This is a genomic window from Paenibacillus lentimorbus NRRL B-30488 (assembly GCF_000411595.1).
Classification (GTDB): domain Bacteria; phylum Bacillota; class Bacilli; order Bacillales; family Bacillaceae; genus Bacillus; species Bacillus velezensis.
On sequence record NZ_ANAT01000019.1, the window covers coordinates 1 to 16,146 of the forward strand.

Below are 16,146 nucleotides of genomic sequence, written 5' to 3' on the forward strand. Positions count from 1 at the left end.
CCTCACCTGTAAGGGCAGAAAGAGACACTTCTAGCGTTTCGCCGGAAAAACCGGGAACGGATAACCCCGACTGTTGAAGCAGGAGACAGGCGCCGCAGTCATCGAGCATATAGCGCAGCCTGTCCTCCGGATATTCTGGGTCAAGCGGCACGTAGGCGCCGCCTGCTTTTAACACGGCAAGCACTGAAATCACCATCTCTGGCGAGCGTTCAGCGAGCACACCGATCATGCTTTCTTTGCGGACGCCTTTTTGTCGGAGCTGGACGGCAAGCCTGTCCGTGTACTGATCGAGCTCGGCGTACGTCAGCATACCGCCCGGAAAACGGAGCGCCGGACGATGCGGCGAAAGCGCGGCGCGGCGGGTAAACAGCCCGTGAAGCGTCGGGGCCGGCGGTTCAGCCGTTTCTGTACGGTTAAACGCAGATAACACCCGTTTCTTTTCTTTTTCATCCGCCATATCAATATGCCGAATCAGCCGGTTTGGATTTCTAACGGCATTTTCAACGATCGTCAGCAAATGAGTTTGAATCCGTTTAATCGATGTTTCAGTAAATAAAGCGGATTGATAATCAAAATTCAGCTCAATCAACCCCGTATCTGTCCGCTCCTTAATTAAAATGGACAGCTCATTTGCCGTATGCCCGCTGAAAAACATCGCCGTTTCATAATCGAAGCCCTCCGCCTGATGCCACGCGAGAGGCTGGTATTGCATCGAAATCCCGATGATATTTTGCAGATCGTGATGAACCTGCCTTAATTCATTGACAAAAAGATTGTAAGGATATTTCTGGTGCCGCATAACAGACAGCTGCTCTTTTCCTACGCTGCGGACAAAGGACAGGAACTCCGCATCAGGATCTGCCGTCATTCTGATCGGCAGTGTGCTGACGAACATGCCGAGCATATCCTTTTCGAGCCTGGAGCCCCGGTTTCCGTAATAAGTGCCGATGGCAATATCTTTTTTAGCCGTCAGACGGCTGATGCATATGTATAACGAAGCCATAAACAGAGAGATGATGCTGATATTATTTTCTTTGCAAAAACGCCGGATAGATTGTTCTAAGGAGTGAGAAAGAGTGATTGTATCTCTGGAAGCCGCAGTGCTTTGTCTAAGATGAGAGGTTCGTTCCGCCAGTGAAAGGTGTTCCGGAACGGTTCGGTATGTTTCAGTCCAAAATGAACGGTCCTTTTGAAAACGGGAAGACTGTAAGTATTGCTGTTCTTTTTCCATGTAGCTGAGATAGGAAGGCCTGTGATGTTCAGCTAAATCCTCGCCCCGCATGATCTTTTGGTAGATATCAATGAGCTGGTTGCCGAGCAGGTTGAGCGAGATGCCGTCCATGATAATATGGTGAAATTTTGAATAAAGCCAAACTTCTTCGTCTGACATGACAAGCAGAGTAAATTGATACAGAGGTGAATGAAACAGCTTGAACGAAACACGGGTCTGCGTGTCAATCCATGCGTCCCGCTCTGAGTTATCAGTATGAGTAAAATCAACAGTCTCTAGAGAAATCGGCCGATGCCCGGCCAGATACAGCTGGGGTTCTGATCCGTCCCCTTCTGTCAGTTGAAACCTGAGCGAATCATTTTGCGAGATAGAAAAATCTAAAGCATGGCGCAGTACGTCAAAATCAATGTCCCCCCTGAATTTGACGCATGCCGCGAGATTGCAGATACTTGTGCCCGGTTCGAGCAGCTCGGTAAACCACACTCTTCTTTGTGCGTGAGTTAAAGAATAAACAGTGTTCTTCAATGGAATCCCTCCGCTTCAATTTAAGAGGATAAGAAAGTGAAATAATTACAATTAAATTTCGACAGCATATGACTAAATCATCCATATAAGCATTATTTTAAAACATATTTTAGAAATCACAATAAAAAATTAAATTTTCTCTAACATTTTTTAGAATATAGTATATATTCCTCACTTCATTTCTTCATTTCTATAATCTTTATACCATGTAAAACGGTATGTATGCACACTGCAAACTGGTTCTTAAACACTATAATAAGGAATAAAATGTATAATTAATTGCGCTTTTAAAAAAGGTTTTGCCTCCTGAAAAGAAGTTTCATGTTAGAAAATGAAAAATCGGTGAACAAGTAAGAAAGTAGTATGTAAAAAAGGAAGTATATTGCGATATTACTTTTTGAAAAGATTGATTCGTAATCGCAATATAATGTTTTACAGACATCAAAAAAAGCCGAACCCTCTAAGGATCCGGCCCTTCTTATTGATTTGCCAGCACGACTGCGATTTTGTCTTCAATGTCTTTTCCGTCATCTTCGTCAAGCAGCCCGTTTTGAAGCACGGAAAAAATAAGCGTATCTCCTGTTTTTGTGTCTGCATAGCCGGCAATCGAACTGACTGATGTTAGTGACCCGGTTTTCGCTTTAATTTTGCCCTCTGCCGGAGTATTCTTCAGCCGGTTCCGAAGAGTGCCTCCCGTCATTCTGTCGCTTGCACCGGCGACAGGGAGCGAACGAAGGAAAGCCGGGTACCACTTTTCTTTCTGAACCGCATACAAAAGCTCTCCGATTTGGCCGGCGGATACGCCGTTAATATGAGAAACGCCGGATCCGTCTCTTGCAATCAATTCATCCGGATTCAGCCCGAACGATTTGAGCTCCGATTTCATCACGTCCAAGCCCTTTTCCCAGCTGCCCTCCCCTTTTTTCACTTTTCCCACTTCCTTGATCAGAATTTCGGCATGCCCGTTGTTGCTCAGTTTCATAAACGGGATCAATAATTCTGAAAGAGGCATGGACGTCCGTGATGTGACAAGCTGGGTGCGGTGCGGCATTCGCCCTGTTCTGATTTTCCCTTTTACAGTTATACCCTGTTTAGTAAGCGCTTGTTTCCATAAATCTAAAGCATAGGACGACGGATCCCACACTGCCGCCCATTCTCTTGCCTTTGCCGAGCCGGCAGGTATGATTCCCTTTATCGTAATCACATTGCCACCGTGCTCCCGTTCAACCGTCAATTCTTTCTTTTCATCAGAAGCGACGGTTTTTACTTCATTTTTCACACGAACGACGTCCGTATGGGGAGAAATCGAAATGCGCGGCTTTTTACCGGGCTGTTTCGCCGGGGTGATTTCTGCAATCACCGTTCCGGTATCATAATCTTCATTTGGGGAAGCGGTAAGAGCTGATACTTGCGCGCCATAATATTGGCCTTCATCACTCCACGGAAGATCAACTGAATACCTGGTATCGTCATACCACGAATCATCCCCGACCAGATCTCCTTTAATGACATGGATGCCTCTGGCTTTGACTTGTTTAGCCATCTTCTCAAAATCAGAAGCCAATAGGGTCGGATCGCCTTTTCCCCTGAGATAAAGGTTTCCGCGCAGCTGTTTTCCTTTCACGGCGCCGTCTGCCCGTACTTCTGTCTTAAAGGTGTAATCTTCTCCGAGAACGGAAAGCGCCGCAGATGCCGTCAGCAGTTTCATCAATGATGCAGGCCTCAGCCGCATATCTTCCCGGCTGCTGAACAGCACCTCCCCTGTTTTTGCTGACCGGACACTGACGCCCGCTGAAGCTCCCTTTAAAGCGGGTTCTTCATCCAGAATGTGTTCCAGCTCTTTTTGCAAAGTATTTTTTTGTTCAGCCGCCTTAGCCGCATCATCAATATAAGGAACTTCGGCAATGATCAAAAGCAGAATCACCGCGCACAAGCGTTTCACATATGTTTTCAATGTTATCCCGCCTCTTTCCTATTCTTCGTCATGCAAAATGGTGATCCTGGATGACGCAGCCGCTTCTTCGCCCGGTTTCAGAATCTGAAGCCCTGTCAGTGATGCAGGCTGATTCAGATTAAAAGCATCTGTAACGGAAGTATAAGGCTCAAGACTGACAAACCCCTGCTTTCCGTCGCCGTTATATACCACCCAATGCTTGAAAGACGTGTCCGCTTGATACAAAACGGATAATTGCTCATCCGGATGATAAATAACAGCTTCATTATTGCCGCCATTCCGTCCGGAAGAAAGAAAAACATCGTCAAACTGTTTATTTTTCAAAGACATCCCATGACGGAACGCTTCTTTATCAGGCACATCCAATAAACGGCCCGTCGGTACGAAACGTTCATTTAATTCCCACATGCGGTCAGCCGTCAAAAATAGACGGGATCGCTCTTCATTGAAAACAAATGTGGAATGATAGCCTAGCCCCCAAGGAAAAGCCTCCGTTCCCTTATTCATAATCAGCGCCCGCTGCGTAAACACATTGTCTTTTAATGTATAGGTCATCCGGACAATGACATCGTGCGGAAATTGTTTATGAACACGGGGAATCTTTGAAAGATCAATTTCTGTTTCGACTGTCATTCCATCCTCCTCTTCTCTCGCTGCCGCCGCTTTCCAATGCTGATTGTGAAGAAAGCCGTGAATATGATTATGTTTATCCTCTTCGTTTATCTCGAATTGATACGCGCGCCCGTCAAAACGAAACGTCCCGTCCGTAATCCGGTTCGGCGGGAATAAAACGGGAATGCCGTACAGCATCGGTTTTTTGAGGAATTCCTCCGCAGTTTCCGGTTCTCTCAGAAGCCGCATACCGGTTCTTTTATCCCGAAGCGATATGACATTTGATCCCCACTCCGGCACAATGATGCATTCAGCCTGATCAGTCTCCGCTTTTATGGCTGAAACTCCTAAATAAGTCGTATGTTCAATCGTCATAAGCACCTGCCCTTTCCTTGTTTTCTAGCATGTATAGGAATTCCATTTTCTAAACTCATTTTCCTTCTCTAAAAAAACATCGCCCGTATGAATTGAGCGATGTGCGGTAAAACCTTATTGAATCAGCCGGGTAATCTGTTTTTTCTTCCATACAAACCGGTAATATCCGTATTGCAGCAGCAGGCTGACGACAAAAGCCGCCGGATAACCGACCCAAATGCCGAGAATGCCGAGATTCGTATAATGAGAAAGAATAAAGGCCACAGGCACTTCAATTCCCCAAATCGTAAAAATGCTGATAATCGTCGGCCATAACACCGTACCGCTCGCCCGCATTGTTGCTGAAACAATCTGAGCGTGACCGAAAATCAAATAGCTCCAAAGGGTAATCATAATCAGATTGCGGGCAATGTGGAGTGTATCCTGATCTGTTAAAAACAAAGCCAGTATCTGCCGGGAGAAGGTGTAAATCAGCACAATCAAAACCCCGCCGATCAAATAATTCAGGCCGATGCCGACTTTGATGACCTGCTTCAGCCGGCCGAATTGATTAGCTCCTATGGATTGGGCGGCAAAAATTGAAACGGCGATACCGAGGCTTACCGCCGGCATCTGCACATAACTCGCCACTTGGTTGACAACCCCGTAAGCAGCCGTCGCGTTTGATCCGTAATGATTGACAAATGAAATGACCGCAATTTCAGAAAGTGACACGAGAATCATATTGATGCTTGACGGAATCCCGAGACGGAGTAAAAGCGCGAGCAGCTTTTTGTCCATTTTAAGAGAACGGAGCGCAGTCCGGTCAAATGCCAATGGATGTTTCCTTTTCCGCAAATAAACCATGAGTACGATAAATGTCACGATGTTTGAAATCACGGTTGCATACGCCGAACCGTAAATGCCGAACTTCGGAAGTCCGAAAAGCCCGAGAATCAATAAGGGCAAGAGCCCGATGTTTATGACTGTACTGACGATTAACGTATAAAACGGAGTCTTTGAATCTCCCGTTCCGCGTAAAAATGTCGTATACGCAAAATATAAAAACATCAGCGGCATTGCGCAAAACAAAATGCGCGCATATCGGACACTGACATCTATTACGTTTTCCGGCGTTCCCATCAGCCGCAGAATATCAAGCGTAAACACACTGCCGACAACTGCCAGAACAACACCGAGCATAAAGGTAAAAGTCAGTGTAGTGCCGACAATCGCCTTCATCCTCTCTTCGTTTTTCGCGCCGTAAGCCTGCCCGATCAGAATGGAACTTCCCGAACCGATTCCGATCGTAAAGGAGATCAGCAGAAAAAACAGCGGAAAAAAGACGATACGGCGGCAAGCGCATCAACTCCGAGCCACCTTCCGACAAATACCATTCCGACCAATTGGCCGACAGATTGCAATACATTGCTTAAAAGCAGCGGCACTAAAAACAGTGACATCGATCGCCAGACAGACTGGCCGCGGCCTTCCGCTGTTTCTAAATGATCTTGTACTTCCATATGTAGGACTCCTTTTTTGATTTTCTTCCATTTTATTATTCAGCAGACAGCTTGTAAAAACCTTTTGTTCAATGAAACTCTTTATCTTTTTCTCACGTCTTACATGGAAATAAACCATAAAAATAAAAAGTCCGGAAAATATTTCTGAAAAGGTATTGTAATCTTACCGTAATTATTGTAACATTTGTAACATAAGAGAAAGAGATTGATTGAAGGAGAGATTATATCATGAAAAAATGGCTATTATTCCTCACTACTATTACATTGATTCTGTCATTAGGCACTGCGGCGACCGCAAAAAATGCATCTAATGACCTTACACAAAAACAAGCACTTCAACTGGCCCTGTCAGCGAGAGAACATTTTTGGAACACGATGAGCGGCGGTGCGCTTAAATCAAACGCAAACTGCACATCTGAACCGTTTGAATATCAAAATCTTCAATACGTATTTATGTGCAAAGACCTCGGAACAAAAGCGAAAGCCGTAAAATATCTGACACCCGCTTTTACAAAGCAAGCGATTGACAAAGGGCTCAAAGATTACCACTTCACTGTAAAAGACGGCAAATTGGCTGTTCCGGTTGGCGACGGAGATAACCTCCTGAATTGGAAAAAAGCAAAAATGACTCTTCTTTCTAAAAAAGGAAGCGTTCAAACATACCGCTTCACTGTACCGACTCTTGACGGTTCTCCGTCAGCAAAACGCGATGTAACATTCGTAAAAGAAAACAACGTTTGGAAAGTCAATCAATTTGATGCTGTCATATAAGAAAAAGCCCGCTTGCTTACAGCGGGCTTTTTTCACATCATTTCCACCAGGTTCTTGCAAAATATTAAACTCAAAAACCCCTTGTATAACAAGGGGTTTTTGTTTTGCCGACATTATTAATCTGCGCCTATCTTATACAAAAAACGCTCTAGGAGAGATTCGAACTCCCGACCTGCAGTTTAGGAAACTGCTGCACTATCCGCTGTGCTACTAGAGCCTGCTTCTATTATAGTAACGCTGGCGGCCGTTTTTTTCAAGCCTACAGCCCTCCGAACACTTTATAGGCGGCTCTCGTCGTATCTTCATCTATTCCGATATAACGCATTGTAATAGACGGAGAAGAATGATTCAAAATCCTCTGCAGTTCAGCAATGTCTTTTGTCCTCTGATAAAAATGATACCCGAACGTCTTTCTAAGCGTATGCGTCCCGATTTCCTCCAATCCGCAAGCGGCTGCCGCTTCCTTTAATATTCTGTATGCCTGAATCCGGGAAATGGGCTTATTCGTCCGTTTCGATTTAAACAAATAGTCATCCTCTTTCATGTCTTTTGTATAAGCGTATATGTCGGCCTTTAAAGACTCCAGTATCAGAATTTTTCTTTTCTTTCTCGTTTTGCTTTCGGTTGCCCACACATGGTCTTTGTTCCTTACATCCCTCACGCGAAGCGGCAGAACATCAGAAATCCGCAGTGCGCTGTTCATGCCGAAAATAAATAAAAAATAATCACGATCACTTTTCTTCATTAAATACTGTTTGACTTCCTGGATCTTCTCCAAACTTCGGATCGGCTGTACGATATGCATCAAAAAACCCCTTATAATTGGTAAAGTAACATATTGAGTATTATGTTACTATTATAGCCGAAACCTGTTGAATGATAAAGGATAAAGGGCCTTATGTAACATAATATACATAGTGTTACATAAGGGGAATAAGGCACACAGTTTCATCGGAGTCTTCAAAAACATCATTTATGACCCGGTGACGGGATTTTAAATCAATAGAGACTCACGGTATTAAAAAAGAAAAACAACGTCCTTAAAACGAAATCTGAGCATTCGTTTTTTTGTGAGCAACCGAAAAAAATGAAAAAAAAAGACACAATATGAAATTGTGTCCTAGTCTTCATCTTTTACATCAATGTCTTCAGGAAGCGGCTCATTTAAAAACTCTTGAATCATTTCCTTATATTTTTCCAGCTGTTCGAGATGGGTTTGAAATTGTTCCTTGTTGATTAAATATTGCTGTCCGTCATGTACGGCCCTTATTTTATTCGTCAAAACAAGATTGTGCACATATTCTTCAGGAAGACTGGTAAACTCAGCTGTCTCTTTGATCGTTAAATACATGGCTCACGTTCCTTTCATATGTCATGTGAGTGAATTCTGTTTTGTTTATTGTAGCTTATTTTTTGTCTTTATGCTTGTTTCACAGCTTTTTCTGCCCGGTTTCCCATTTAGCCTATTTGCGACTGATTACATTCACACAGAAACTCCGGCTTTTTGCGCACCGGACTATTCCGTTTGTCACTTGTGAAAACAGCACATTTTACTTACTCTATAATTGTAAGCGGAAAACAAAGGAGGCAGACTATGAAAAAGAAAAAGTTTATGAATCTCTGTTTTATCGTTCTGCTCAGTACTTTGCTCGCGGCCGGAAGCATCCCTTATCACGCTCAGGCTAAGAAACACCCGTTTTCCTATGACGACTACAAACAGGTAGATGTCGGCAAAGACGGCATGGTTGCCACCGCCCATCCTCTCGCTTCACAAATCGGTGCCGACGTGCTGAAAAAAGGCGGCAATGCAATTGACGCCGCGGTTGCCATCCAATTTGCATTAAACGTAACCGAACCGATGATGTCGGGAATCGGCGGCGGCGGATTTATGATGGTTTATGATGCGAAGACGAAAGACACCACCATTATCGACAGCCGGGAACGCGCACCGGCAGGCGCAACACCGGATATGTTCCTTGACGAGAACGGCAAAGCCATCCCTTTCTCCGAACGCGTTACTAAAGGGACTGCAGTCGGTGTTCCGGGAACATTAAAAGGACTTGAAAAAGCGCTCGACAAATGGGGCACACGCTCCATGAAACAACTCATCACCCCTTCCATTAAACTTGCCTCAAAAGGCTTTCCGATCGATTCGGTTTTAGCTGATGCCATCTCAGATTATAAAGACAAATTATCACACACCGCTGCAAAAGACGTGTTTCTTCCGGACGGAGAACCTCTGAAAGAAGGAGACACACTCATCCAAAAAGACTTAGCCAAAACATTTACAGCTATTAAGTACAAAGGCACAAAAGCATTCTATGACGGTGCATTCTCCAAAAAGCTTGCGGAAACAGTGCAGGAATTCGGCGGCTCAATGACAGAAAAAGATATTAAAAACTTCAATGTGACGATTGACGAACCGATCTGGGGAGATTACCAGGGCTATCATATCGCAACTGCTCCTCCTCCAAGCTCGGGCGGTGTTTTCCTGTTGCAAATGCTGAACCTCCTGGATGATTTTAAGCTTTCTCAATATGATATCCGTTCTTGGCAAAAATATCAGCTTCTCGTAGAAACGATGCATTTGGCTTATGCTGACCGCGCCGCATTTGCCGGGGATCCAGAATTCGTCAACGTCCCTCTCAAAGGCCTCTTGAATCCAGATTATATCAATGCCCGCAGACAGCTGATAGATATTGATAAAGTCAATAAAAACCGAAAGCCGGCGACCCTTGGGCCTATCAGGAAGGTTCTGCAAACTATAAACAAGTGAAGCAGCCGACTGACAAACAAGAAGGCCAAACGACTCACTTCACGGTAACTGACCGCTTCGGCAATGTCGTATCTTATACGACAACGATTGAACAGCTGTTCGGTTCCGGCATTATGGTTCCCGGATACGGCGTTGTGTTGAATAATGAGTTAACAGACTTCGATGCGGTGCCTGGCGGCGCAAATGAAGTGCAGCCGAATAAACGTCCGCTCAGCAGCATGACTCCGACTATTTTATTCAAAAATAACGAACCTGTCCTGACTGTCGGCTCTCCCGGCGGAGCAACGATTATTTCTTCCGTCCTGCAAACGATCCTGAACAAAGTTGAGTACGGCATGGATCTGAAAGCGGCGGTCGAAGAGCCGAGAATTTACACGAACAGCATGACATCCTATCGATATGAAAAAGGAGTGCCGGAAGAAGCCCGCACAAAACTGAACGAAATGGGGCATAAATTCGGCAGCAGCCCGGTTGATATCGGTAATGTGCAAAGCATCCTGATCGACCGTGAAAACGGCACCTTCACCGGAGTTGCCGACTCAAGCCGAAACGGAGCCGCAATCGGCGTAAACTTGAAACAATATAAAAAATAACTAGACAAAAAGCCTCATTTCTCAAGCTGAGAAATGAGGCTTTTGTTTATTCTGCACTGTATTCAGATGAGGATTTTTCAGATGTTAACGAGGCAAGTAAAAGCACGCCGCACATCGCGATGACAACACCCGCTGATCCGATCCATGTCACTGACGCAAGAGACAGATGAGTGACAACAAGGCCCCCGATGCCCGCCCCGGCCGCCATAGCCAGCTGCATCACGGACTGGTTGAGGCCGAGTAATACACCCGATGATTCAGGCTCCATCGTTGCCAAATGATACTGCTGAGCAGGTCCTGATGACCAGGCGGCGAAGGACCAAAAAATAAGCACTGCCGCGGCTCCGAAAGCAGAATGTGTGACAAACGGCAATAACATGAGCATGATAGCATGAAGCGCCATTCCGCCGGTTAATGTCATACGTGCCCCCCATTTGTCTGCGCTGAAACCGCCTGCTTTAGAACCGGCAAGACTTGCAACACCGAAAATAAGCAGCAATGTACTCAGTATTCCGCTGCCGATATGAGTGACGTTCAGTAAATACGGAGAAAGGTACGTATACGCAACCGAATAGCCTCCGAGCCAAAAAAACGTAATGGCAAGCCCCACAGCCACCTTTCGTTTCTTCAAAAGAGAAAATTGCTGAATAAGCGGTACCGGTTTATCTCCTTTTATCTCAGGCAACGCGAAACGTATAATAAGCATAGCAATGATTCCGATCGCCGCAATTCCGGCGAAAACCACCTTCCAGCCGAAAGCTTCAGACACGGTTCTTCCGATCGGAACACCGATAATGAGCGCCGCCGTAAACCCCATAATGACTGTTGCGAGAGAACTTGCCTGTTTTCCCGGGGGAGCGATTTTTGCTGCGATCGTAAGCGCGGTGACCACCACAGTTCCTGCTCCAAGCGCCATGATCACCCGGGCTGCCGCAAATAAGCCGTATCCCTGTACGAGAAATGAAATGATATTTCCGATTACAAACAATCCAAGAGCATAGATCATGAGCTTCCTTCTATCCAGTTTTGCTGTAAGGGCCATCATGACAGGCGTTCCGATTGCATAAACAAGTGAAAAATCGTAATCAGCTGCCCAGCTGCTGCCACAGTAACTCCTAAGGAACCTGCAATTTTATCAAGCATCCCGGATATCACATATTCAGACGTCCCCACTAAAAAGCTGATAATTGCCAAAATGTAAATCTTCCAGGTATTTTGCACCTGACACACTCCTTCATTGATGATTTATATAAAGATATATTGTGATATATCGATATAAAGAGTTGAACAAACAGAAACAAATCGCAATATGTCGATGTGTAGTCGAAAAAAGAAACTGAATCCCTCTTCTAAAGGATTCAGCCCTACATTTCGCGCTGAAAATAATCGGCCATCGCCTTTATCGCATCTTCATCTCTTTTATAATAGGTGTATTTGCCAATCCGTTTTGTTTGGATAAGGCCTGCCCGCTGAAGGATGGAAAGATATTGAGACGCCGTTGACTGTGTCATCTGAAGCTTATCGGTGATCTGGCTGACACATACTCCGATCTCATTCATATCAATGCCATCATGCGGTGCGAAGTGACGGTCCGGCTCTTTCAGCCATTGTAAAATCTCAAGCCGTGACTCATTAGACAACGCTTTAAAAACATCAATAGGTTTCATACGCTTTATTATATCGTGATTTTACGATATGTCAATGTTATTTTTCTTGAATCTCTATTTTTTGTTTTGTCTCTCTTATGATCCGGGAAATAAAATCACTCACATTCTCTTCAAATGTGTTTTCCCGCCCGTATTGCCTTACATGTACAGAATGATGGCGGCACTCTTGATCTCCCACAACCGCAATATACGGTATTTTTTTCATTTGTGCTTCTCTGATTTTATAGCCGAGTTTTTCATCACGCTGATCGAGCTCAGCCCGGATACCCGCTTTCTTTTGAGAAAAACCGGAACGAAAAAAATTGGCGTACACAGCTGTTCTGTTTTCTCATTTTCCGTTCGATAATGTTTTTAATCCATTCAGCAGTTCTTCAAACGCCGATGTCAAAAATAAATCACTCCGGTAGATGAATGATATATTCATATTCCGAAAATGTTCAGGAAGCTCATGAAGAAAAAGATTTTTCCTGTTTTGAAAATAACGGACGGCTGATGCAGGCAGAAAGGAGACCCCCATCCCCGCCTGCACCGCCCCAATAATGGCTTCCAACGTACCGAATTCAATGATTTTATGTGCGGGCACTGCCTCTTCTTTCAGTATGTTTTTATTTTGCGGCGGTGCGAACAGCCCGCGGCAAAATACAGAATCGGCTCTCGCAGCAAGTCTTGCAAACTGCCTTCCCGCTTATTTGAAACCAAGACCAATTCTTCTTGAAATACAGCGTCTTGCTCAAGATCTTCATATTCGACCGGTCCGTAAACAAAAGCGCCGTCCAGCTCATAGTGTAGAACGCGCTGCACTAAGGTATGTGTATCACCGGTTGACAGCGACAGCTGTACTTTCGGATAGCGGCTGCAATACTCCGTGAAAAATTGAGGGAGATGGACGGCTGCCGCCGTTTCAAGAGAACCGATTCGAAGCGGGCCGTTCGGATCGCCTGCCTCTTGCGCCGTTTTTTGCGCCTCATGCAGCAATTGAAGGATTCTGTCTGCGTCTTTTAATAAGTTTTCACCTGCTGGCGTCAGCGTCATTCCCCGATTTGTGCGGTAAAAAAGCTGTGTTTGCAATTGCCGTTCCAGCTGCTGAATCCGGTTTGTCACATTTGATTGAACATAATGCAGGCTTTCTGCCGCCTTTGAAATACTTCCTTTGCGGGCGACAGCCTGAAAAATCTTTAAGTCTCCGCTTTCCATGTAAGGGCACCTTCTTGCTATGATTTTTATTGATAGCCGGCTATCAATTTTCATTTATTTACTGCAGCTGATACAGCCTGTAAAATTTTTCTCATCAATCATAAAGGAGAGAAGAATGATGAATGCCCTTATCATACACGAAAATGGCTTTGATTTCAGGCAGGCACCTGACAAAAGGCCGGGGAACGGCGAAGTAAAATAAAGCTGAAAACAGCCGGATTAAACCATCGTGATTTGTTTTAATAAAAAACAAGAAACCGGAAACCATGAATTTATTCTCGGTTCAGACGGCGCGGGAATCGTAACCGAAATAGGACACGGCGTCCGGTCTCATTTACTGAATGCAGAAGTCATCATCAACCCGGTGCTGAATTGGAAGACTGTTGAGGACGTACCAGCCGTCCCTGATATTTTAGGCGGTCCGAGCGACGGAACATTTTCACCTTATGTCATCGTTCCTGCGGAAAATGCCGTTTTAAAACCCGAACACCTGACTTGGGAGGAAGCGGGCGTCCTGCCGTTATCAGCATTAACCGCTTATCGCGCCTTATTTACAAAAGGAAATTAAAAAAAGGCGAACACCTTATCCTTCCGGGCATCGGAAGCGGCGTGGCAACATACGCCTTATTCATGGCAAAAGCTATCGGAGCGACAGTCAGCGTCACCTCCCGCAGTGAAAACAAAAACAAACCGCACTGTCATACGGTGCAGACCGGGCGATTGACAGCTACGGTGACTGGAATGAGGCGCTGAATGGTGAAAAAGCAGATATCATACTTGACGGTGTAGGCCCCGCCTTATTTCAACACTATCTTGACATTATTAAACCGAATGGCCGGATCGTAACATTCGGCGCCAGTTCAGGCGATCAGCTCGGATTTCCCATTCGCTCGCTGTTTTTTCCGCAGATTCATATTCTCGGTACATCAATGGGAAGCAATGAGGAATTCGTGGATATGCTGGAATTGATAAACCGCTGCGGCATCCGTCCCATTATCGACCGCATGTACCCTCTCGGTGAAGCAGCTGCCGCTTTTAACAGGATGCGGGAAGGACGGCAGTTCGGCAATATCGGCTTTCGTGTAGATGTCTAAAAAAAGGAGCGGACCCGTCCGTTTCCTTATTTGTTTATTAGCGTTTCCGCTTGAAATTCAAAATGTTGTTCTTCATCGATTAAAATCTGCCCGCAAATCGACTGGAGACACACAGAGCCCGTCACGTTTTTTAATAATAAACGGCGGCGATGACTTCCGCCGTCAGCAGCACCGCGATCGACTGCGCAAGGCTTGCAAATCGTATCAGTCTCCGGAAGAAAACAATCTCTCCACTCTGTAAAACAAAATTCCATATTTATCTTCCAGTTCCACATTACCCTTATATGACCAATACAAGAAGAAGGAGGTTCCATTTCAATACGAAAAACCGGCTGATCCCAGCCGGTTTTATAAATAAACCCCTTTATTTACGGTAAAACAGTGCTCCCCATTAAATAACTGTCGACTTCGCGCGCTGCTTCCCGGCCTTCATTAATCGCCCATACAATCAGGCTTTGGCCCCTTCTCGCATCCCCTGCGGCGAAAACACCGTCAACATTCGTTTTATAATCCCCATATGCCGCCTGAATTTTATAATTTGCCGAATCGACACCGAACTGTTTCAATAATGGCTGTTCTGTTCCTTCAAAACCGATGGCGATGAACACCAGCTGAGCAGGCCAGACTTTTTCTGTACCGGGCAGTTCATGAAATTCATACTTTCCGAATTCGTTTCTGACTTTTTCCATTTGGATGGTGTGGATCTCTTGTAAGCGGCCCTGCTTATCGGCCACCATTTTTGTCGTCTGAATTGAATATTCTCTCGGGTCTTTGCCGAACTTTGCCTGCGCTTCTTCATAGGCGTATTCAAGGGTAAAGACGTGCGGCTGTTCAGGCCACATATTGTCGTTCGTGCGCGTCTGAGGAAGTTTAGGATGTTTCCCGAACTGGTGCACGCTGCGCGCTTTTTGACGCAGCGCGGTTGCCACGCAGTCAGCTCCTGTGTCTCCTCCGCCGATCACGATGACATCTTTCCCTTTAGCGTCTATAAATTGTTTGTCTTTGAAGTTGGAATCTAAATAGCTTTTCGTCGCCAGTGTTAAATAGTCCATCGCATAATGGACGCCTTTTGCTTCCCGGCCTTCAATCAGCAGATTGCGCTGCTTTTGGGCGCCTGTGCACAAAATGACGGCATCAAATTGTTCTTTCAGCTCATCTGCCGTTATGTCAACGCCGATTTCGGTATTTGTCACAAAATCTATACCTTCCTGCGTCAAAAGCTTAATACGGCGTTCGACGACATTTTTCTCAAGCTTCATGCTCGGAATGCCGTACATCAGCAGGCCGCCGGCTCTGTCGGCACGCTCATAGACCGTTACGGAATGACCGGCTTGATTCAGCTGATCAGCGCTTGCCAGACCTGCCGGGCCTGAACCGACGACAGCGACTTTTTTACCTGTGCGTTTCGCGGGAATTCTCGGCTGAATCCATCCATTTTCAAAACCTTTGTCAATGATCGTCCGCTCGATGTTTTTAATTGAAACAGCCGGATCTGAAATGGCCAGCGTACAAGATCCTTCACAAGGAGCGGGACAGACCCGCCCTGTGAATTCAGGAAAGTTATTCGTTTTCAGAAGGCGCTCCAAGGCTTCTTTCCAGCGCCCCCGATAGACGAGGTCATTCCACTCCGGTATCAGGTTATAAATCGGGCAGCCGGAGGTAAAACCGTTGATATCAGCGCCGATTTGGCAAAACGGTGTGCCGCAATCCATACACCGCGCCCCCTGCCGCTTTGACGCTTCATCTGAAAATGGAGCCGAATACTCTTTCCAATCCTTTAAGCGAGTGAGAGGGTCCCGCTCAGCCGGTTTTTCTCGTTTTTCTTCCATGAATCCAGTTGGTTTCCCCATGT

At 45.5% G+C, this 16,146-nt stretch carries 8 protein-coding genes, 1 tRNA gene and 6 pseudogenes; 3 read left to right on the plus strand and 12 right to left on the minus strand.

Annotated elements, in window-relative coordinates:
- From D368_RS10970 to D368_RS10990, 4 genes and pseudogenes are all read right to left on the minus strand, one after another.
- Positions 1-1,756, minus strand: a 1,756-nt coding sequence (locus D368_RS10970; protein WP_486129252.1) for a condensation domain-containing protein, incomplete at its 3' end; no start/stop codon positions are given.
- Between the two features lie 478 nt (positions 1,757-2,234).
- Positions 2,235-3,710 (minus strand): D-alanyl-D-alanine carboxypeptidase/D-alanyl-D-alanine endopeptidase, encoded by a 1,476-nt coding sequence (gene dacB, locus D368_RS10980; RefSeq protein WP_071391746.1) that lies wholly within the window; start codon positions 3,708-3,710, stop codon positions 2,235-2,237.
- A gap of 18 nt (positions 3,711-3,728) precedes the next feature.
- Positions 3,729-4,697 carry an aldose 1-epimerase gene (locus D368_RS10985; protein WP_071392576.1) on the minus strand — a complete coding sequence of 323 codons (969 nt, stop codon included), beginning with the start codon at positions 4,695-4,697 and terminating at the stop codon, positions 3,729-3,731.
- 114 nt (positions 4,698-4,811) lie between these two features.
- Positions 4,812-6,199 (minus strand): annotated as a pseudogene (locus D368_RS10990) (MATE family efflux transporter).
- 228 nt (positions 6,200-6,427) lie between these two features.
- Here D368_RS10990 and D368_RS10995 point away from each other — a divergent pair.
- Positions 6,428-6,970 carry an IseA DL-endopeptidase inhibitor family protein gene (locus tag D368_RS10995; protein ID WP_015417595.1) on the plus strand — a complete coding sequence of 181 codons (543 nt, stop codon included), beginning with the start codon at positions 6,428-6,430 and terminating at the stop codon, positions 6,968-6,970.
- Positions 6,971-7,114: 144 nt separating this feature from the next.
- On the opposite strand, the gene D368_RS11000 is transcribed toward D368_RS10995, so the two are convergent.
- The 3 genes from D368_RS11000 to D368_RS11010 form a co-directional block, all read right to left on the minus strand.
- Positions 7,115-7,187, minus strand: a tRNA-Arg gene (locus D368_RS11000).
- A 42-nt stretch (positions 7,188-7,229) separates the two neighbouring features.
- Positions 7,230-7,775, minus strand: a complete 546-nt coding sequence (locus tag D368_RS11005) for a site-specific integrase (protein ID WP_003153850.1) — start codon at positions 7,773-7,775, stop codon at positions 7,230-7,232.
- 315 nt (positions 7,776-8,090) lie between these two features.
- The gene (locus D368_RS11010; protein WP_003153848.1) at positions 8,091-8,321 is read right to left on the minus strand and encodes an excisionase family DNA-binding protein; all 231 of its coding nucleotides are present in this window, start codon (positions 8,319-8,321) and stop codon (positions 8,091-8,093) included.
- Positions 8,322-8,564: 243 nt separating this feature from the next.
- Between D368_RS11010 and ggt the strand changes: the two are divergent.
- Positions 8,565-10,339 (plus strand): annotated as a pseudogene (gene ggt / locus D368_RS11015) (gamma-glutamyltransferase).
- A gap of 46 nt (positions 10,340-10,385) precedes the next feature.
- Here ggt and D368_RS11020 read toward each other — a convergent pair.
- From D368_RS11020 to D368_RS11035, 4 genes and pseudogenes are all read right to left on the minus strand, one after another.
- Positions 10,386-11,560: pseudogene (locus D368_RS11020) on the minus strand (MFS transporter).
- Positions 11,561-11,703: 143 nt separating this feature from the next.
- Positions 11,704-12,006: an ArsR/SmtB family transcription factor gene (locus D368_RS11025; protein WP_003153841.1), complete on the minus strand. Its 303-nt coding sequence runs from the start codon at positions 12,004-12,006 to the stop codon at positions 11,704-11,706.
- A gap of 37 nt (positions 12,007-12,043) precedes the next feature.
- Positions 12,044-12,283, minus strand: a pseudogene (locus tag D368_RS11030) (His/Gly/Thr/Pro-type tRNA ligase C-terminal domain-containing protein); the annotation flags it as partial.
- Between the two features lie 51 nt (positions 12,284-12,334).
- A pseudogene (locus tag D368_RS11035) lies at positions 12,335-13,200 on the minus strand (LysR family transcriptional regulator).
- Positions 13,201-13,318: 118 nt separating this feature from the next.
- On the opposite strand from D368_RS11035, the pseudogene D368_RS11040 reads away from it, so the two are divergent.
- Positions 13,319-14,294 (plus strand): annotated as a pseudogene (locus D368_RS11040) (zinc-binding dehydrogenase).
- A 368-nt stretch (positions 14,295-14,662) separates the two neighbouring features.
- Here D368_RS11040 and gltD read toward each other — a convergent pair.
- Positions 14,663-16,144, minus strand: a complete 1,482-nt coding sequence (gene gltD / locus D368_RS11050; RefSeq protein WP_071391742.1) for a glutamate synthase small subunit — start codon at positions 16,142-16,144, stop codon at positions 14,663-14,665.
- Positions 16,145-16,146 lie beyond the last annotated feature (2 nt).

What these genes read in the sequence shown, in the direction of transcription:
- D368_RS11025 (WP_003153841.1), bottom strand. Translation starts at nt 12,006, where the DNA reads ATGAAACCTATTGATGTTTTTAAAGCGTTGTCTAATGAGTCACGGCTT.
- gltD (WP_071391742.1), bottom strand. Translation starts at nt 16,144, where the DNA reads ATGGGGAAACCAACTGGATTCATGGAAGAAAAACGAGAAAAACCGGCT.
- D368_RS11005 (WP_003153850.1), bottom strand. Translation starts at nt 7,775, where the DNA reads ATGCATATCGTACAGCCGATCCGAAGTTTGGAGAAGATCCAGGAAGTC.
- D368_RS11010 (WP_003153848.1), bottom strand. Translation starts at nt 8,321, where the DNA reads ATGTATTTAACGATCAAAGAGACAGCTGAGTTTACCAGTCTTCCTGAA.
- D368_RS10985 (WP_071392576.1), bottom strand. Translation starts at nt 4,697, where the DNA reads ATGACGATTGAACATACGACTTATTTAGGAGTTTCAGCCATAAAAGCG.
- D368_RS10995 (WP_015417595.1), top strand. Translation starts at nt 6,428, where the DNA reads ATGAAAAAATGGCTATTATTCCTCACTACTATTACATTGATTCTGTCA.